Source organism: Pseudomonas sp. Q12-87 (assembly GCF_001269755.1).
GTDB classification, from domain to species: domain Bacteria; phylum Pseudomonadota; class Gammaproteobacteria; order Pseudomonadales; family Pseudomonadaceae; genus Aquipseudomonas; species Aquipseudomonas fluorescens_S.
Genome location: NZ_LHVI01000014.1, coordinates 111,563 through 128,337, shown reverse-complemented (window position 1 = coordinate 128,337; position 16,775 = coordinate 111,563). Strand labels below are relative to the sequence as shown.

At 59.4% G+C, this 16,775-nt stretch carries 17 protein-coding genes; 8 read left to right on the top strand and 9 right to left on the bottom strand.

Going from position 1 to position 16,775, the window contains the following annotated elements:
* Position 1 precedes the first annotated feature (1 nt).
* The 3 genes from AD663_RS09745 to AD663_RS09735 all read right to left on the bottom strand — a co-directional run bounded on the left by AD663_RS09745 (position 2) and on the right by AD663_RS09735 (position 2,315).
* The gene (locus tag AD663_RS09745) at positions 2 to 634 is read right to left on the bottom strand and encodes a hypothetical protein (protein ID WP_003180257.1); all 633 of its coding nucleotides are present in this window, start codon (positions 632 to 634) and stop codon (positions 2 to 4) included.
* A gap of 67 nt (positions 635 to 701) precedes the next feature.
* Positions 702 to 1,442 (bottom strand): NAD(P)-dependent oxidoreductase, encoded by a 741-nt coding sequence (locus AD663_RS09740; protein ID WP_003180255.1) that lies wholly within the window; start codon positions 1,440 to 1,442, stop codon positions 702 to 704.
* 87 nt (positions 1,443 to 1,529) lie between these two features.
* A complete protein-coding gene (locus AD663_RS09735) occupies positions 1,530 to 2,315 on the bottom strand; it encodes an SDR family NAD(P)-dependent oxidoreductase (RefSeq protein WP_003180253.1) in 786 nt (261 codons plus the stop codon).
* 284 nt (positions 2,316 to 2,599) lie between these two features.
* On the opposite strand from AD663_RS09735, the gene AD663_RS09730 reads away from it, so the two are divergent.
* From AD663_RS09730 to AD663_RS09720, 3 genes are all read left to right on the top strand, one after another.
* Positions 2,600 to 3,277, top strand: coding sequence for a phytanoyl-CoA dioxygenase family protein (locus AD663_RS09730; protein ID WP_003180251.1), 678 nt, complete (start codon positions 2,600 to 2,602; stop codon positions 3,275 to 3,277).
* Positions 3,278 to 3,377: 100 nt separating this feature from the next.
* Complete coding sequence (locus AD663_RS09725) at positions 3,378 to 3,743, top strand: hypothetical protein (RefSeq protein WP_003180248.1); 366 nt, start codon at positions 3,378 to 3,380, stop codon at positions 3,741 to 3,743.
* Positions 3,744 to 3,798: 55 nt separating this feature from the next.
* The gene (locus AD663_RS09720; RefSeq protein ID WP_053213628.1) at positions 3,799 to 4,779 is read left to right on the top strand and encodes a hypothetical protein; all 981 of its coding nucleotides are present in this window, start codon (positions 3,799 to 3,801) and stop codon (positions 4,777 to 4,779) included.
* Between the two features lie 53 nt (positions 4,780 to 4,832).
* Here AD663_RS09720 and AD663_RS09715 read toward each other — a convergent pair whose 3' ends face one another.
* Complete coding sequence (locus AD663_RS09715) at positions 4,833 to 5,273, bottom strand: GNAT family N-acetyltransferase (protein ID WP_003180244.1); 441 nt, start codon at positions 5,271 to 5,273, stop codon at positions 4,833 to 4,835.
* Positions 5,274 to 5,318: 45 nt separating this feature from the next.
* Here AD663_RS09715 and AD663_RS09710 point away from each other — a divergent pair, with 45 nt between their 5' ends.
* A complete protein-coding gene (locus AD663_RS09710; protein ID WP_003180241.1) occupies positions 5,319 to 6,119 on the top strand; it encodes a hypothetical protein in 801 nt (266 codons plus the stop codon).
* Between the two features lie 947 nt (positions 6,120 to 7,066).
* Positions 7,067 to 8,020, top strand: coding sequence for an alpha/beta fold hydrolase (locus AD663_RS09705; RefSeq protein ID WP_003180240.1), 954 nt, complete (start codon positions 7,067 to 7,069; stop codon positions 8,018 to 8,020).
* Positions 8,021 to 8,151: 131 nt separating this feature from the next.
* On the opposite strand, the gene AD663_RS09700 is transcribed toward AD663_RS09705, so the two are convergent.
* From AD663_RS09700 to gabT, 3 genes are all read right to left on the bottom strand, one after another.
* The gene (locus AD663_RS09700) at positions 8,152 to 8,640 is read right to left on the bottom strand and encodes an Lrp/AsnC family transcriptional regulator (protein ID WP_003180238.1); all 489 of its coding nucleotides are present in this window, start codon (positions 8,638 to 8,640) and stop codon (positions 8,152 to 8,154) included.
* Positions 8,641 to 8,685: 45 nt separating this feature from the next.
* Positions 8,686 to 9,342 (bottom strand): 2-haloalkanoic acid dehalogenase, encoded by a 657-nt coding sequence (locus tag AD663_RS09695; RefSeq protein ID WP_053213627.1) that lies wholly within the window; start codon positions 9,340 to 9,342, stop codon positions 8,686 to 8,688.
* Between the two features lie 77 nt (positions 9,343 to 9,419).
* Positions 9,420 to 10,712, bottom strand: a complete 1,293-nt coding sequence (gene gabT, locus AD663_RS09690; protein WP_053213626.1) for a 4-aminobutyrate--2-oxoglutarate transaminase — start codon at positions 10,710 to 10,712, stop codon at positions 9,420 to 9,422.
* 285 nt (positions 10,713 to 10,997) lie between these two features.
* Between gabT and AD663_RS09685 the strand changes: the two genes are divergently transcribed.
* The 3 genes from AD663_RS09685 (at position 10,998) to AD663_RS09675 (ending at position 13,776) form a co-directional block, all read left to right on the top strand.
* Positions 10,998 to 11,924: a glyoxylate/hydroxypyruvate reductase A gene (locus tag AD663_RS09685; RefSeq protein WP_003180233.1), complete on the top strand. Its 927-nt coding sequence runs from the start codon at positions 10,998 to 11,000 to the stop codon at positions 11,922 to 11,924.
* A 245-nt stretch (positions 11,925 to 12,169) separates the two neighbouring features.
* A complete protein-coding gene (locus AD663_RS09680) occupies positions 12,170 to 13,027 on the top strand; it encodes a GNAT family N-acetyltransferase (RefSeq protein ID WP_053213625.1) in 858 nt (285 codons plus the stop codon).
* Positions 13,028 to 13,068: 41 nt separating this feature from the next.
* Entirely contained in the window at positions 13,069 to 13,776 is a 708-nt protein-coding gene (locus tag AD663_RS09675; RefSeq protein WP_053213624.1) for a cupin domain-containing protein, read from the top strand.
* 295 nt (positions 13,777 to 14,071) lie between these two features.
* Here the strand turns inward: AD663_RS09675 and AD663_RS09670 are convergent, their stop codons facing one another.
* Both AD663_RS09670 and AD663_RS09665 read right to left on the bottom strand, forming a co-directional pair.
* Entirely contained in the window at positions 14,072 to 15,151 is a 1,080-nt protein-coding gene (locus tag AD663_RS09670; RefSeq protein ID WP_053213623.1) for a tartrate dehydrogenase, read from the bottom strand.
* A gap of 40 nt (positions 15,152 to 15,191) precedes the next feature.
* Positions 15,192 to 16,649, bottom strand: a complete 1,458-nt coding sequence (locus AD663_RS09665) for an NAD-dependent succinate-semialdehyde dehydrogenase (RefSeq protein WP_003180225.1) — start codon at positions 16,647 to 16,649, stop codon at positions 15,192 to 15,194.
* Positions 16,650 to 16,775 lie beyond the last annotated feature (126 nt).

Below are 16,775 nucleotides of genomic sequence, written 5' to 3'. Positions count from 1 at the left end.
ATCAATCCTTTGAATTCGGGCGGTTGAAAAGTACATTACACCGGGCGCACCACTCTTCAGCTGCGCTCCGGTTCATTGGAAAACGCAGGAGAGGATGACTTGTATCGGCAACCGTCAGGACCAGCGTGAATTTTATGAATTTACGGTAAAGCGCGTCAGCTGGAACGCTCATGCCTGCCCCATCGACTACTCGAATAACGCCGCCCGTCACCCTGGTATCAATCTGTTTCCACTCATACTGCCAGCCTGTTACCCACGAAAAGTCTCGAATTTGATAGTCGCCAGTGGCGCTTTGGCACTGAGCGAGTTTCTTGTTGGAAAGGTCAAAGACGAAAAAGACCGGGCCTGGATAGCCGAGCCGCTGAGTATGGTCAAGGCTCAGTCCTTCCTTTAGGTTGATGGATGTAACAAGCGCTTTTGATCGTCGCTTGCGCCGTATCAGGTGCCATATGGCGACACAAAAAATCGAAACGGAAGCCAGGAAAAGTTGGCGGCCTTCGACGGTAAGCTCTTGGGGCCAATACGTTATGAAGCCCCACAAGAATGCCATCGTCACAAGTCCCGACAACCAAGCGGCGGGAATCACCATACTGTTGGCGAGGCCAGCTCCGAGCGTCCTCAAAGAGCTTTTCATAACCGTATCCAATGTCGTTTATGGGAAAGCTCGCAGGTTATCTCGGATTGGGAGGCTCTAAATGCATTCAATCTGACCGCACGCGTCCTTCCAAAATCTCAAACCCATCATCAGTGGGGGCGTACCCAACAATTTTTCTGCTTTTATCAATCGAGAGGCGCTTATACCTGTTATCTGAGACCCCGTGGATAACATGGAATCCGCTTAGCTCGGCGTCAACGCAACTTTCAAGCAGTGCGACAACATCCCTAAAGCTGATAAAAGCAGCTACGTCCCTGGGGCTGTGGCTTTCACCTTGTTGAAATTCAGCGACATTGGCAATACGGACGGCGATGGTTGTCATGTGACCATCGTTTGCATACATCGAAGCCAGAGCCTCGCCAAACGCTTTGCTGACCCCGTAAAGGTTGCCTGGTTTAGGTGGCATACATTCCTGTATCTGCACATCCGTTGGGTATCCTTCGATAACCTGGGCACTGCTTGCAAATATGAAACGCTTGCAACCTTGTGCCTTTGCGGCGAATAACATGTTGTAAGTGCCCACGATATTCACTGGGAGCAGCGAGGCCATGAAATCGGCGTCCGGGTTAGGGTCAGCCGCTAGATGAATCACGGTGTGTATGCCTTCGCAAGCCTCAAGGCAACTGCCTGGATCCCTGATATCGAGAGAGACACGCTGTGCAGCGTCAGGAAGTGTTGTTACGTCTATATCGGCTAAACGCAAATCCGACTTGTCGTCTTGCGCTGCCCAAAAAGCGCTGCCGATCTTGCCAGCAGCACCTGTAACCAGGATTTTTCGTGTTCTCATTTCAGCATGTCCCTATGATAAAAACCTGACGCCAGCCTCCCAGCCTTGTGGCCGGTTTACAACCTTCGATAAGAACAAACGTCAATTTCAGGCTTGGGGGGATTTATTCTCGACCAGACAGTTTCCACCATCCACGACGATGACTTCACCGGTGATGTAACTGGATTCTGGAGACGCCAGGAACGCAACCGCCGCTGCCACTTCACGGGGGCTGCCTGCCCGACCCATTGGGGTGAAGCGCCCAGCCTCGGCTTCAATGGGTGAGGTTGAGCCGGTCGTAATCCAGCCGGGAGCGACGCTGTTTACGGTAATTCCTTGCTTAGCCACTTCAAGTGCAAGCCCCATGCTCATGCCAACCATCGCGGCCTTGGCGGCGCTATAAGCGGCTTCGCCCGGATTGCTGCACCGGGTGCCTGTGGTGGAACTGATGTGGACGATTCGCCCATAATTTCGCGCCTGCATACCGGGCAGAACGGCTCGGGTTAGAAGAAAAGCCGTAGTCAGGTTTCTAGCCAGTGAAAGATTCCACTCGTGCAGATCCATCGCTGCCAGTTCCGAGAAAGACTCTGGGCTTCCTTGCATGGACATCCCCGCATTGTTCACCAGAATATCCACCTGCCCCCAGACCGACTCTGCCCACTTGCCGAATTCGCGCACCTGAGTTTCATCGGTGAGGTCAGTTGGGCGGCCTTCAACTTCAAACCCTTCGGCGCGTAGCTCGCTGACTCGATCAGCGATGCGGTTACTGCTGGCCGTGACGATCAGCCTCGCCCCAGATGCACCTAGCCTGCGAGCAATTGCCATACCAATCCCAACTTCACTTCCGGCACCACTGATAAGTGCCACGTGTCCTCTCAACCCAGTATTCAACATGGTGTTCCCCACGTACTTGATGTGTAGGAGAGTGGAAGTCAGGCCAACCGAGACAACTGCCCAAACACCCTCACATTTAACAGCATTCAAGCGATCGAGCCTGGCCATACCGTTTCCCCAGTAGACCTTAGCTTAACCACCGAGCAGCAATCATATTCAGCCATGACTTGACGCCTGTTCGGTCCATTAGAGCCCTCATGAATTGGGCGCCCCATCTGCCTGGTGGCCTTCCTTTGGTTTGAACACTAACCTTCCCAACACCCACACAAGGAAGTTGAGGAATCATGACTGGCCGCGAGCAACTCCATCGAGATGGCTACGCCCTGCTCCGTGGCGCGATCCCAGCCGAGTGGTTGGACGATCTTCGGGCCATGTTCGATGCCGGCGTAAGGCCGTCGGATCAATGGCCCGTGCCGCGTGGCATGGACTGGCGTCATTCGATGCTGGACGACGATGCGCGAGTTCAAGCGGTGTGCCGTCTGCCTCAGGTGCTGGCGGTGGCAGGAGAATTGATCGCCGAGCGGTTTTTCCTCTCACAGGTGGAGGGCCGCGAGCCTCTTGCCGGTGGCGGCCACCAGCAACTGCACCGCGACTTATCGGCGCAACGGCCAGGCGACATCGCGATTGCCCTGGCTTTTTTCGACGATTATGGCCCTGGAAACGGCGCGACCCGTCTCGTTCCCGGCAGCCATCGCCCCGAAGCGGGAGCCGCGCCATTGGACTTCAATGACGAGTCACGGACCGTACAACTTGCAGGCTGTGCCGGTGACATCCTGGTGTTCGATGTCGATTTGGTCCATGCGGGTAGCCTGAATACGATGGGCGCTCGCCGACGCTCCATTCTGATCAGCTATTTTTCGGAGTCGTTGTACGCGTCGCATTTGGAAACCGTGAGCTTGAGAAATATTCGCATGGACACGAGCGAGCGGTTCGAGCCTTTGGGTTTTGATTTTGGGGGTTAGCATTCCTTGGGTGGTCTGTCTGTCATGACCGTGCCATCAGGCTTGGAAAAATGGTTTAAGGTGCGCAGCTACGCAATGGACTATTCAAAGGACGCAACGGATGGAAACGGCTTTGTCTCAACTTGGGGAACGCTTGAATAATCGCCGATTCACTGTAGCGAACAATACCCAGGGGCTATCGGGTGCCGGCACGGTCTTTCATTACTTCGTCAACGAAGAGGCCATTACTGGCAACTACCAAGGCGGGCGGATTCGTATAGGAACCCAGATTGGTCGTGTGACTGGCCCAGATACCATCGACCTTCTTTATCAATGCTTGACCACTGACGGTGAGATCCTTGCCGGTTGGTCGCGCGGTACGGTGGGCGCTGACCCAGCAGGCCGCACCACGCTCCACTTCGTCTGGGGTTGGTTGTCCGGCGCGGAGGGCGGTGGCGAATCTGATTATGTCGAGCTTGTGGAATAGTTTCTTATCGGAGGAAAAAGTTGAGCGCCCCCATTGAGCGCCTTTGGAGATTCGAATGTTGACAGGACATCGGTTCGAACGCACTGCGCAGGGTGATCTGCATATTCACTCGCGCAACTTGGTGCAGAGCACATTCGTGCTGCTGGCAGGCGCGCTTGCCTTCATCATGCCGCTGGCGTTCGTCGTGTTTGTGTTCGCCGATGGGCTCTCGCTGTTTGCTGATATTCATCCGCTGTCGGCACTGCTGATCGTGCTCGGCCTGCTGTTGATTCCTGCGCTTGGTCTGCTGCTGGTGGTCTGCACCGGTATGCGCGAGACGTTGGTGTTGTCACGGATGGACGGCGAAGGCAAACGCCTCACCCGAAACTTTTTTGGACGCCGCGAGCGCGTGCAATCGGTGTTTAGAATCGATGCTGCCAAATACCTCGAACTGCGCCGCCGTCCTCAGGCTGAGCAAGCCTACACCCAACTGTGGCTGATGCTGCGCGATGGCACCGCCCACCGCCTGACGACCGATAACGTTCCGGTAGTGCCGGGAAGTGAACGCACTGACGTGTGGCTGCGTGAGTTGGCCGACTACCTGAACGTGGCGGTGCCGACTGAGGTCGTTGATGATTCGGCGGCTGTTGTGAAGGCTGCCTATAGGCCTGCCCCGTCCCCAGACAGCGGTAAAGTGGTGAGGGAAGCCAGGCAGCGGCGTCAAAAAGGAGCCACGCCCGAACCTGAACCCACCGAGAAACTCGGCATTCCCACCCGCGCCTTGCTCACGCTGATGGGCACCTGCATGGCGGTGCTTGAGCTGACCCACCTCGTCGCATTGGTGCCTGCTCTGTTTACTGGACGGCTGCGCGTAAGCGGCTTTCGAACGCGCCCGACGACTTTTTACTGGGCCGAGCAACCGCTCAGCTTTTCATTCAACTTTCTGGTGGGCGTAGCCGAGGTGCTGATCATCGGATTCATTGCCTGGGGTTGCCTGCGCACGGCGATCCAAGGCCGGATGAAATTGGCCGCTGTTGGCCATCGCGCAGACTCCTGACAGTGGTCATCAAGACAGGTTTTACCTGCCTTAGGGTCGTTAATAGCGTGGCTTTACTCGGCCTCGGAAAATCCATACCGCTTTACAAACCGACGCTCGTCAACGGCGAAACCTTGCCGCACGTAAAATGCGTGGGCCTCTGTTCGGTGGTCACCGCTGGTTACCTCAACCCGAGTGCAGAGTTGCTTTGTAAAAAACGCATCGGCAGCGGCAACTAGCATCGCCCCTACTCCTTGTCCCCGGTAGTTTTCGTCAATGACTAGCGAGGTAATACGTCCGAGTCTACCTGGCTGATGAAACAGCTCCAGCACGTGTAAGCTTATGACGCCGACAACATTTACACCGTCTTGCGCCAGCAGCACGGTATCGCAAGTACTGGCTCCTAAGATCTCAAGCTTATCTCGGATAAGCCGTGGCGAGGCTTGGTAGCCTAGCTGCCCCAGGAGTTTAGACACCGATTCTGCATCGGTTAGTAAGGCGTTTCGAATTTTCATATTGTCCTCAACAAAGTGAAACCCTCACGTAACGGCCCAACCCACATGAACCCAATCGACCCACTGCCATTCCAACGCATCACCGCCGCCCACGGCAAGCCCGAAGGCGCTACCTATTTCGATGCTGAAGAAAGCATCACTCATGACATCTTCCCTGACCGCATCGTCTTCCAGACCAACTACCTGGACTACCGCAGCTACCAGGTCGATCTCGCCGAAGGTGTTATTCGTGTGCGCAAGACGCAGCTGGATAACTACAAGCGCGGGCATCAGGCGCAGGTGGTCGAGGATGAGATGGATGAAGAAGATTGGGAGGAACTGGACAGCGTATGGCTGCGTTTGAGCCAAGACCTGGACACCCAGGGCCAAGGGCCGCAGCCGGACTTGGCCGATACGCTGGCGGATCTGTTCTATGAACTGTTCGACGAAGAGCAAGCGCAGGCGCTTGTCCAGAACATGCCGGCGCCTGTCGCGCAGTGGGATTGGGCGTGGACTCAGGTGCAGTCGGCGCTTGCCCAGGCCAATCGGCTGGCTGAGTTCGAATGGAAGGAATGGTCTTCCTACGGGGTAAGCGCCGTCAATGCCCTCGCACCGCTACGGCAGTTGGGCCTTGAAATTTCCGAGCCTGATGCCAAGACCATCGATGCCGTCAACCGCGCCAACGATTGGGAGCGAGCGCTGCTTCAGTATTTCAACGGGCAGTTGGAGGCCCATGATTTGAAGTTGTTGGCCATCGGCACGCATTTCGATGAGTACCAGGCCTTCGCTTGCTTGCCCATGAACGGTTTGAGCCTGGTGAATGCGCTGGAGATCATGGGTCGGTTGAGGATCGTCTACAAATATTGAGTAGTCGCTTGCAACCGTCGCAGCAGTACTTGGATTTATCACGCGTTGGGGCCAGTGCCTTCTTTCGGTTAAATCAAAGAGTACGTTTTTTTGTGGCGAGGGAGCTTGCTCCCGCTGGGGCGCGAAGCGGCCCTCAAGCCAGCCGCCTCGGTCATTCAGATACACCGCATGCCCTGTGTGGGGCTGCTGCGCAGCCCAGCGGGAGCAAGCTCCCTCGCCACGGGAATATGTACTTCTCAAGCGAGCAGCATCCTGTAGGAGCGGGCTTGCTCGCGAAGGCGGCAGTCCATCCAACGACGATGCAAGCTGACCCACCGCTATCGCGAGCGAGCTCGCTCCCACATGAGGTTTCAGGTCAGTTACACCGTGGCGAGGGAGCTTGCTCCCGCTGGGGCGCGAAGCGGCCCTCAAGCCAGCCGCCTCGGTCATTCAGATACACCGCATGCCCTGTGTGGGGCTGCTGCGCAGCCCAGCGGGAGCAAGCTCCCTCGCCACGGGAATATGTACTTCTCAAGCGAGCAGCATCCTGTAGGAGCGGGCTTGCTCGCGAAGGCGGCAGTCCATCCAACGACGATGCAAGCTGAGCCACCGCTATCGCGAGCGAGCTCGCTCCCACATGAGGTTCAGGTCAATTACACCGTGGCGAGGGAGCTTGCTCCCGCTGGGGCGCGAAGCGGCCCTCAAGTCAGCCGACTCGGTCATTCAGATGCACCGCATACCCTGTGTGGGGCTGCTGCGCAGCCCAGCGGGAGCAAGCTCCCTCGCCACGGGAAAGTGCTGACCCGTATCGTTTGGTGCGCAGCAAAGCGAAGCCCAGCTATCGGATTTTCGTATAGTCGCTATCGATATCACTCAGTTCTCGTCATCGCCCTCTCTCTCTAATCTGCCCGCCAACGCGATCGATGAAGGTCGCCGCAGATCAAACCGACCTTATGGAGAGAGAAACGATGAACACACTCAACCGCACCCTGGCCATTGCTGCACTGGCGTTCGCCACCCTCAGCGCCGAAGCCGCGACACCTGTCCAGGCTGGTACGACCGTGTCCGCGGTCGGGAGCGTGGTCCAGTCCGCCAGCTACATCACCACTAAGGATGGCGTGCAGCTTTACTACAAGGACTGGGGCCCACGGAACGGTCAGGTGGTGACGTTCAGCCACGGCTGGCCGCTGGACTCCGATAGCTGGGACGCGCAGATGATGTTCCTCGCCTCCAAGGGTTATCGCGTGATTGCCCACGACCGTCGCGGCCATGGCCGTTCCAGCCAGCCGTGGGAAGGCAACGACATGGACCACTACGCTGACGACCTGGCAGCGGTCATCGAAACGTTGGATCTCAAGGACGTGACCCTGGTGGGGTTCTCCACCGGCGGCGGTGAAGTCGCTCGCTACATCGGTCGCCACGGCACCGCTCGGGTGAAGAAAGCCGTGCTGGTGTCCTCCGTGCCGCCGCTGATGCTCAAGACCGATACAAACCCCGGTGGCTTGCCTATCGCAGTGTTCGACGGCCTGCGCAAGGCGTCCCTGGAGAATCGCTCGCAGCTTTACCTGGACATCGCCTCGGGCCCGTTCTACGGCTACAACCGCAAGGGTGCCAAGCCTTCCCAGGCGCAAATCCAATCGTTCTGGATGCAGGGCATGCTCGGCGGCAGCAAAAATACCTATGACTCCATCGCGGCATTCTCGGCCACCGATTTCCGCGGCGACCTGAAGAAGTTCGACGTGCCGACGCTGGTGATCCATGGCGATGACGACCAGATCGTGCCCATCGACGCTTCAGGCCGGGCCTCGGCGGCGCTGATCAAGGGTGCCCGACTGATCGTCTACGCAGGTGCACCTCACGGCCTGATCGAGACGCATAAAGACCGCCTCAATCAGGATCTGCTGACATTCCTCAAGGAATAGGCCCTGCGTACATCCATTTGTGGGAGCGGGCTTGCTCGCGAAAGCGTCGGCGCATTCAACATCAATGCAAACAGGCCCGACGCCTTCGCGAGCAAGCCCGCTCCCACACTGGTTTGGGGGTGGCTATCGATTTAGTGGCGCAACAGCTTACGCAACGGAATCTCGTCCTTGCGCACCGGCGATTTGATCACGATGTAGCTGAAGTACTTGGAGATGCCGATGTTCTTGTCCAGCAGGCTCTCCATCACCTCCTGGTAATCCTGGATGCTGCGGGTCATGAAGCGCACCAGGTAATCGTAGCCCCCGCTGATCAGGTGACATTCGAGCACCTCATCCACCAGACGGATGTTGGATTCGAATTTCGCGAAGTCTTCGCGCTTGTGGTCGCTCAAGGTGACTTCAGTGAAAACCGTCACTGAATCGGTAATCTTGGCCAGGTTCAGATGGGCCTTGTAGCTGGAAATATACCCCAGCGATTCCAGCCGTTTGACCCGTTGCAAGCATGGGCTGGCCGACAGGCCTACCGCATCGGCCAGGCTGACGTTGGTCATGCGGCCGTCTTTTTGAAGCTCTACCAAAATGCTGATGTCGATTCGGTCCAGTTTCGCTAAACCTTCCATCGCATACCTCTTGCCTGCCGTTCGTAGGACAATCTTCTAACAAAATCAGCGCCGTAAGGACAGCTGATGCTGAGCCACCAGGTCGGCCATGCTGTTGATGCAGTAGTCCGCCGCGCACGGCTGGGGAGGCTGCTCAGGGTTACGGCAGATCAGGCACACAGCCCCTGCTTCGCGTCGACGGGCACCAGGGCGGGTGACTTGGAGAATCGCTTCGGCACCAAGATCGTTGGCGGCCAGCCAATCGTGATCCTGCAAAGGATCGATGGCCAGAGAAATAAAATCGTCCGGTTCGATGCCCAGGCGTTCACACAAGGCACCGCGGTCTTCTGCATCACGATCACCGTGCACTAGCAAGCGATAGAACTTGCGCAAGTAGAGCATTGCGCCCGGTGCATCCTCGAACAACGACCAACTCGCCGCGGACCGGGCGAAGCTCATGCCCTCCTCCCAGCTCGCCTTGAGCTTCCAGCGTTCGGCCAATTGGCGATGGGCGAAACACAGCAGACCGCTAAAGCCCAGCTCGCCAAAACGTGGATACAAAGCCTGCAGCACCTCGTCGAATTCGGCCAACACCTGGGCCTTGTCCGATGGTTGGCCATAACTCTCCAGCAACGGCTGCAACGCCGTCCAGATGCCGGCGTCGCGATCCACCACGACTTCATCGCAGTCGATCAGCAACGCTCGATAGTCAGTCAGACTCATGGGTAAAGCCCTCCGATGATGTTCCATCACTCCACGCTCCTTGATTTGCCGGGCAAGCGCCCTGAATGCGAGACGTGTCAGCCCAAGACGCGTGCCAGGGCAGCGTCGAGAATCCGCAATGCTTCGTCAATCTGCGCGTCGCTCGTCACCAGCGGTGCGAGGAAGCGCAGGACGTTGCGATACACCCCGCACTTGATCACCAACAGCCCGCCCGCCCGTGCTTCATCGATCAGGCGTTGGTTCAAGTCCGCGTCCGGCGTGCGCGCCTCATCGTCCTTGATCAGCTCGATGGCCAGCATGAAACCACTGCCGCGCACATCGCCAATCTGCGGGTAGCGGGTTTGCAGGCGCAACAGACCTTCGCGCAGACGCTCACCCAACGCCAAGCCACGGGCCAGCAACTGTTCTTGTTCGTAGGCCTCGATCACCGCCAGCGCCGCCGCGCAAGACAGCGCGTTGCCGCCGTAAGTACCGCCCAGGCCACCGGGCAACGGTGCGTCCATAATCGCGGCCTTGCCGACCACGCCGGACAGCGGCAAGCCACCGGCCAGGCTCTTGGCGACCGTGACCAGGTCCGGCTGGATGCCGGCATGCTGGAAGCCGAACCATCTACCGGTGCGACCAAAACCGGTCTGGATTTCGTCGAGGATCAACACGATGCCGTGTTTTTCGGTCAACGCGCGCAAGCCCTGGAGAAACTCGACCGGCGCCGAGAGAAAACCGCCATCGCCCTGCACCGGTTCGATGATGATTGCCGCGACGCGCTCAGGGGCCACTTGGGTCGCCAACAGCTCATCCAACGCCCCCAGCGCCATCTCGCTGGTGACACCGCGATAGGCATTTGGATACGGCGTATGGAACACCTCTGGCGCAAACGGTCCGAAATTCTGTTTGTACGGTTGGCTCATCCCGGTCAGCGTGGTGCCGAGCAAGGTCCGGCCATGGAAGCCGCCACGAAAAGCGATCACGGCCGAACGGTTGGTGTGGGCACGGGCGATCTTCACGGCATTTTCCACCGCTTCGGCGCCGGAGGTGAAAAACGCCGCTTTATAGGCCTGCTGGCCGCCAATCATTTCGCACAGGCGCTGGGCCAGATCCAGATAGGGTTTGTAGGCGACCACTTGGAAGCAGGCGTGGGAGACTTTTTGCAATTGGGCCTGCACGGCCGCGACAACCTTGGGGTGATTGTGGCCGATGTTCAAGACACCGATGCCGCCGACGAAGTCCAGGTAGCGCTTGCCGTCCACATCCCACAGTTCCGAGCCCTGGGCCCGGTCGATCACCAGCGGATGCGCGGTAACCAGGCCACGTGGCACGAATTGATCACGCTGACGGAGCAGACTAGGGGTTTCTTCGACTTTACTGTTCATGGCATTTCCCATCGTGAGCCTCGCACCCAGGAAGCGGTTGCGGTGTGTTCACAGGTTAAGCGTTCGACGCGATTGTCTAAGCCGAACTTGGTCATTGAGAAATTCGGATCGACTGTTTACACCCCGGCAAACAGCAGAATCCTCCAGCGACATCGCAGCCCATGTAATCTGCCGGAAACGGTGCCCTACAACGCAGCGTGATGCTTCCATGCGGGCCCTTTCGACAGATCCTGCTCTGGCGTTGAGGCATGCTAGTTATCCCTCCTTTCCGGCGAGAAACGATCCATGGCCCTGCTCTATAAAGCTGACCCGGTACGCGGTGAACTCTGGCGACGGTTGTTCGCCGAACACGCTCCGGATATCGAATGGCGTGCCTGGCCGGACATCGGCGATCCGCGGGATATCCGCTACTTGGCGGCTTGGCAGGCGCCGGACGACGTGCAAACGTTATTGCCAAACCTGGAGGTGCTGTTCGCCTTGTCCGCCGGGGTCGATCAGCTGGACCTCGACCGCTTGCCAGCAACGCTGCCGGTGGTGCGCCTGCTCGATCCGGGCATCAGCCAGGGCATGTGCGAATACGCCAGTTTTGCCGTACTCAGCTTGCATCGGGACATGCTGCGCTATCGCCAACAGCAGGCAGAACGCCGCTGGCAGGCACACCGCCTGGTGCCCGCAGCGCAGCGCCGGGTGGGCGTCATGGGCCTCGGTTTGCAGGCACAACAGATACTCGCCACGTTGAAGGCATTCGGCTTCGCCCTGTCGGGTTGGGCACGCAGCGCGCATGACATCGCCGGCGTGGAGTGTTTTGCCGGGAGCGACCAACTGCCAGCGTTTCTCGGTCAATGCGACATCGTCGTCTGCGTCCTGCCCCTGACCGAACAAACCCGAGGTATTCTCAACCGCCAGTTGTTCCAACACCTGCCCAGAGGCGCGGCCCTGGTCAACATGGGTCGGGGTGGACATTTGGTAGAAACGGATCTGTTGGAAGCGCTCGCCGATGGCCAACTGAGCGCGGCGGTGCTCGACGTGCTGGAACAGGAGCCGGCGTCACCGGACCACCCTTTCTGGAACCACCCGCAGATCCTGCTGACGCCGCACATCGCGGCAATGACCCAACCTGAAAGTGCGTTCGGCGTGTTGCTGGACAATATCCGTCGGCATCAACGGGGCGAATCGATGCTGGGGCTGGTTGACCGTGAAAGAAACTATTGACCGTCAAGGGCTGTTGCGCACAGGCCTTAACGCCCTTCGGATCTGGCATCCGCGTTGAAACCCACCCCGATATTTACTGCTGGCCCGACCATGGATTTGAGCAAGAAATGTGGTCGACGCAGCCGCTGCTTAGTGAACCTGCCGAATCCACCCGAGGCCCTTGCCAGGCCCCTTGGCAGGTGAGATACAAAGGCTTTCAGCGGATTAAAACCGTCCGATCAGTACCTTCTCAATGGTGATCTGCCATGTCCACTTCGCAACGCCCCACCTACTTCTATCGTTCCATGACGGCCGCCGATGTCCCTGCGGCGCATGCCTTGTCCGTGCAGTTGAAATGGCCTCATCGCCTGGAAGACTGGGCGATGCTGCAGCGCGTCGCCCAGGGTTTTGTCGTCGAGGATCGAGGCCGTTTGATCGGCACCGCGTTCACCTGCCCGCAGGGGAGCCACGCCACCATTGGTTTGGTCATCGTCGATGATGAATACCAGGGCCAGGGCATCGGTCGCAAACTGATGGAGCTGGCTATCGAGGCGTGCGGTTCAAGAACCCCCATCCTCAATGCGACGCTGGCCGGTGCTCCGCTTTATGCGAGCCAGGGGTTCGTCGACTTTGGGCACGTCCAGCAGCATCAAGGACAAGCGCAGGCACCGGCCCCGCAGGCATTGGCCGTCGGCGAGCGCTGCCGTTCGCTGAGCGAAGCCGATCAGCCCGAGCTGGTCAGCCTGGCCAATGCCGCCAGTGGGCTGGACCGCGAAGCCGTATTGAACGACCTGTTCCAAGTGGTTGAAGAGGCCGTGGGCGTGGAACGGGACGGTCGCTTGTGCGCCTTCGCCTTGCTACGCCCTTTTGGCCGTGGTCGCTGCATTGGTCCGGTCGTCGCTCAAGACCTGGAGCAGGCCCGGCACTTGATCGCAGTGCTGCTGGCCAAGGTGCCGGATGCTTTTGTCCGCATCGACATTCCCTCAAACAGCGGCTTGGCACCTTGGTTGGAAGAGGCCGGGCTCAAGCACGTCGACACGGTCGCCCAGATGGCACGGGGCACACCCCCAGAGGCTACCGGCGTGGTGCGGCAGTTCGTGCTGGTGACCCAGGCCATTGGCTGAAAAAACCGTCCTCATCAACGTTGCCCTGGAGAATCATTTTCATGCTCGAACCGACCGCAGTGCTGTTGGCACACGCCGACGGCCGTCTCGCTTCAACCTCTTTCACATCAGGCTCGCTGGGCGCCGATGATCCGTTTGACCGACTCATCGCCTATGCCGGGGCGGATGGCATGGCTGCCGGTGTGGTCCGGGCGAGTGGCCGGTTCAGCGTCGACGACTACCCCTTCAATGAAACCATCGTGGTGCATGCGGGCGCGGTCACCCTCAGGAGTCAGGCGCAAACGCTGCAGCTCAAGCCGGGTGAGAGCGCGGTGATCGGTCTGGGGACAGCCCTTGAGGTCGAGGCGCAAGCGGAGTCTCTGTGGGCATTCTGTGCTGATGTCCCGGTAGTTGACGCGCGTCATCCCGGGCTAACGGCGCTCCCCGCCCACACCCATCTCTCGCCCTCCGCGGCGCCGGATGATGAGATTCTGATCAGCCCGCCGCCCCAATGTCGCTCGCACAATCTGTTTGTCGAAGAAGCGACCAACCTGCGTATCGGCGTCTGGGATTCGACGCCCTACACCCGCCGGTCACGCCCGCACAAACTGCATGAACTGATGCACGTGCTCGAAGGCAGCATCACTCTGCAGACAGCCGATGGCAGCGACCTGACGGTCAACACCGGCGATACCGTGTTCGTGCCCCTGAATGCACCGTGTGCCTGGCATAGCAGCGTCTATGTGCGAAAGGTCTACGTCGTCAAATAGCCTGGACTCATGCTGGTCCTGTGGCGAGGGAGCTTGCTCCCGCTCGGCTGCGAAGCAGTCGTAAACCGGCGGCCGCGGTGTGTCTGATGCTCCGCATTTGGCATGTTTGGGGCCGCTTCGCGGCCCAGCGGGAGCAAGCTCCCTCGCCACGGGTTTGTCGATTGCCTTAAGTGAACAGCATTACGCCGCCATCGCGAGCAAGCTCGCTCCCACAGGGATCGGTGGTGAATATCAACTTTTCTATAGCCCAAAAAAAGCCCGCAGTGTGCGCGGGCAAAAGGGTGTCGCAGGTCTTTCAAAGCGCGGCGGCGATGGCTTTGCCGACATCCTGGGTCGAGCCCTCGCCGCCCAGGTCGGGGGTGATCGGGCCTTTGGCGATAACCTGTTCAATGGCCTGGAGAATCCCGTCATGGGCTGCGCGATAACGTTCGTCGCCGTTGCCCAGGAAGTCGAGCATCAACGCGCCGGACCAGATCATCGCGATCGGGTTGGCGATGTTCTTTCCATAGATATCCGGCGCTGAGCCGTGCACCGGCTCGAACAGCGATGGGAAGCGCCGTTGCGGATCGAGGTTGGCCGACGGTGCGATGCCGATGGTGCCGGCGCAGGCAGGTCCCAGGTCGGAGAGGATGTCGCCGAACAGGTTGGACGCCACCACCACATCGAAGCGGTCCGGCTGCAACACGAACCGAGCACAGAGAATGTCGATGTGTTGTTTGTCCCACTTCACGTCCGGGTACTGCTCGGCCATCAATGCCGTGCGCTCGTCCCAGTACGGCATGCTGATGGAGATGCCGTTGGACTTGGTCGCCGCGGTCAGGCGTTTGTGCGGTCGGGTCTGGGCCAGGTCGAAGGCGAACTTGAGGATGCGATCGACACCGCGCCGGGTGAACACCGACTCCTGCAGCACGAACTCATGCTCGGTGCCTTCGAACATCTTGCCGCCGACGGACGAGTATTCGCCCTCGGTGTTTTCGCGGATCACCACGAAGTCGATGTCCCCCGCTTCGCGCCCGGCCAAGGGGCACGGTACACCGGGGAACAACCGCACCGGTCGAATGTTCACGTACTGGTCGAAGTCGCGCCGGAACTTGAGCAGCGAACCCCAGAGGGAAATATGGTCCGGCACTTTATCCGGCCAGCCCACGGCGCCGAAGTAGATCGCGTCGAAGCCCTTGAGTTGCTCGAACCAATCGCTGGGCATCATCTGCCCGTGCTCCAGGTAATAGTCGCAATGGGCCCAATCGAGCACTTCGATGCTCAAGTCCAGTTGCCACTTTTTTGCAGCCTGCTCCAGTACCCGCAGTCCTTCCGGCAGGACTTCCTTGCCGATGCCATCGCCGGCGATGGCGGCAATTCGAAATGCTTTGCTCATCAATCATGGCTCCCAGGTGTCTGTCCAAACGACGGCCGCATTACAGCCCACCGATGTGGAAGGCTTTGACTTCAAGGTATTCATCCAGGCCGTATTTGCTGCCCTCGCGCCCCAGGCCCGATTGCTTGATGCCACCGAAGGGCGCGACTTCCATGGAAATGATCCCGGTATTGAGGCCGATCATGCCGAACTCCAGCGCCTCGCCGAAGCGCCATGAACGGCGCAGATCCTGGGTAAAGAAATAAGCCCCCAGGCCATACGGCGTAGCGTTAGCCAGGGCCAATGCCTCCTCTTCGGTGCTAAAGCGCATCAACGGCGCGACGGGGCCGAAGGTTTCTTCGTTGGCCAATAACATCCCGGCGTGGGCTTCGCCAAGCACCGTCGGCTGGACGAATTGACTGTCGCCGCCAGGCACTGCGCCACAGAGCAGGCGCGCGCCCTGGCTCAACGCGTCGTCGATGTGCCGGGCGACTTTGTTTACGGCGGCCAGGTTGATCAGCGGGCCGATCATGACGTCAGCCTCCAGGCCGTTGCCGACCTTGAGCTTGCCCACCTCTTCCACCAGCCGCTCGGCGAAACGCTCATAGATACCGTCCTGCACCAGGATGCGGTTGGCGCAGACGCACGTCTGGCCCGCGTTGCGAAATTTGCTGAGCATGATTCCAGTAACGGCCTGCTCCAGGTCGGCGTCGTCAAACACAATGAACGGTGCGTTGCCGCCCAGTTCCAGGCTCAAGCGCTTGATGTGCTCGGCGCTCTGGCGCATCAACAACCGACCGACCGCCGTGGAGCCGGTGAACGAAATCTTGCGCACCGTTGGATTGCCGGTCAGCTCTTCGCCGATGCCGGCGGGCAAACCGGTGACGACGTTGAATACCCCGGCTGGAATCCCGACCCGCTCGGCCAGCACGGCCAGGGCCAGGGCCGACAACGGAGTCAGGTCCGACGGCTTGACGATCACCGGGCAGCCTGCGGCCAAGGCCGGTGCACATTTGCGAGTGATCATCGCGTTGGGGAAATTCCATGGCGTGATCGCGGCGCAGACGCCGACCGGTTGCTTGAGCGTGAGCAGGCGACGGTCGCCGCTGGGCGCGGGGATGGTCTCGCCATAAACCCGGCGTGCTTCCTCGGCAAACCATTTGACGAAACCGGCCCCGTAGCGGATTTCACCTTTGGCTTCGTTGAGCGGTTTGCCCTGCTCGCAGGTCATGATCAGCGCGAGGTCGTCGAGGTTGTCGATCATGGCTTGGTACCAGCGCTCCAGCAGCGCCGCACGCTCCGCCGCCGGGCGCGCGCGCCACGCCGGCCAGGCGCGCTCGGCGGCCTCGATGGCGCGACGGGTTTCTACGCCTTGCATGGCCGGCACCCGGGCGAGCACTTGGCCGCTGGCGGGGTCGATGACGTCAAGGGTGGCGGCGTTGTCGGCGCCCATCCACTGCCCATCGATGTAGGCCAGTTCTGCCAACAGGCTGGGGTCTTTCAATTGGTTCTTGAGCATGGTCGTGTCCTGTTCCGAGGTATTTCCAGTCTAGGGAGATGCCACGAAGCAGGATGCTGAAAGCGGGTCTTGGGCAGCGTTGGATGCTGAAGTTTTGCGCTGCGGCGGCAGGCTATACCGAGGTGC

What these genes read in the sequence shown, in the direction of transcription:
- AD663_RS09720 (WP_053213628.1), top strand. Translation starts at nt 3,799, where the DNA reads ATGTTGACAGGACATCGGTTCGAACGCACTGCGCAGGGTGATCTGCAT.
- AD663_RS09715 (WP_003180244.1), bottom strand. Translation starts at nt 5,273, where the DNA reads ATGAAAATTCGAAACGCCTTACTAACCGATGCAGAATCGGTGTCTAAA.
- AD663_RS09675 (WP_053213624.1), top strand. Translation starts at nt 13,069, where the DNA reads ATGCTCGAACCGACCGCAGTGCTGTTGGCACACGCCGACGGCCGTCTC.
- AD663_RS09735 (WP_003180253.1), bottom strand. Translation starts at nt 2,315, where the DNA reads ATGTTGAATACTGGGTTGAGAGGACACGTGGCACTTATCAGTGGTGCC.
- AD663_RS09705 (WP_003180240.1), top strand. Translation starts at nt 7,067, where the DNA reads ATGAACACACTCAACCGCACCCTGGCCATTGCTGCACTGGCGTTCGCC.
- AD663_RS09670 (WP_053213623.1), bottom strand. Translation starts at nt 15,151, where the DNA reads ATGAGCAAAGCATTTCGAATTGCCGCCATCGCCGGCGATGGCATCGGC.
- gabT (WP_053213626.1), bottom strand. Translation starts at nt 10,712, where the DNA reads ATGAACAGTAAAGTCGAAGAAACCCCTAGTCTGCTCCGTCAGCGTGAT.
- AD663_RS09725 (WP_003180248.1), top strand. Translation starts at nt 3,378, where the DNA reads ATGGAAACGGCTTTGTCTCAACTTGGGGAACGCTTGAATAATCGCCGA.
- AD663_RS09740 (WP_003180255.1), bottom strand. Translation starts at nt 1,442, where the DNA reads ATGAGAACACGAAAAATCCTGGTTACAGGTGCTGCTGGCAAGATCGGC.
- AD663_RS09730 (WP_003180251.1), top strand. Translation starts at nt 2,600, where the DNA reads ATGACTGGCCGCGAGCAACTCCATCGAGATGGCTACGCCCTGCTCCGT.
- AD663_RS09680 (WP_053213625.1), top strand. Translation starts at nt 12,170, where the DNA reads ATGTCCACTTCGCAACGCCCCACCTACTTCTATCGTTCCATGACGGCC.
- AD663_RS09710 (WP_003180241.1), top strand. Translation starts at nt 5,319, where the DNA reads ATGAACCCAATCGACCCACTGCCATTCCAACGCATCACCGCCGCCCAC.
- AD663_RS09665 (WP_003180225.1), bottom strand. Translation starts at nt 16,649, where the DNA reads ATGCTCAAGAACCAATTGAAAGACCCCAGCCTGTTGGCAGAACTGGCC.
- AD663_RS09685 (WP_003180233.1), top strand. Translation starts at nt 10,998, where the DNA reads ATGGCCCTGCTCTATAAAGCTGACCCGGTACGCGGTGAACTCTGGCGA.
- AD663_RS09695 (WP_053213627.1), bottom strand. Translation starts at nt 9,342, where the DNA reads ATGAGTCTGACTGACTATCGAGCGTTGCTGATCGACTGCGATGAAGTC.
- AD663_RS09700 (WP_003180238.1), bottom strand. Translation starts at nt 8,640, where the DNA reads ATGGAAGGTTTAGCGAAACTGGACCGAATCGACATCAGCATTTTGGTA.
- AD663_RS09745 (WP_003180257.1), bottom strand. Translation starts at nt 634, where the DNA reads ATGAAAAGCTCTTTGAGGACGCTCGGAGCTGGCCTCGCCAACAGTATG.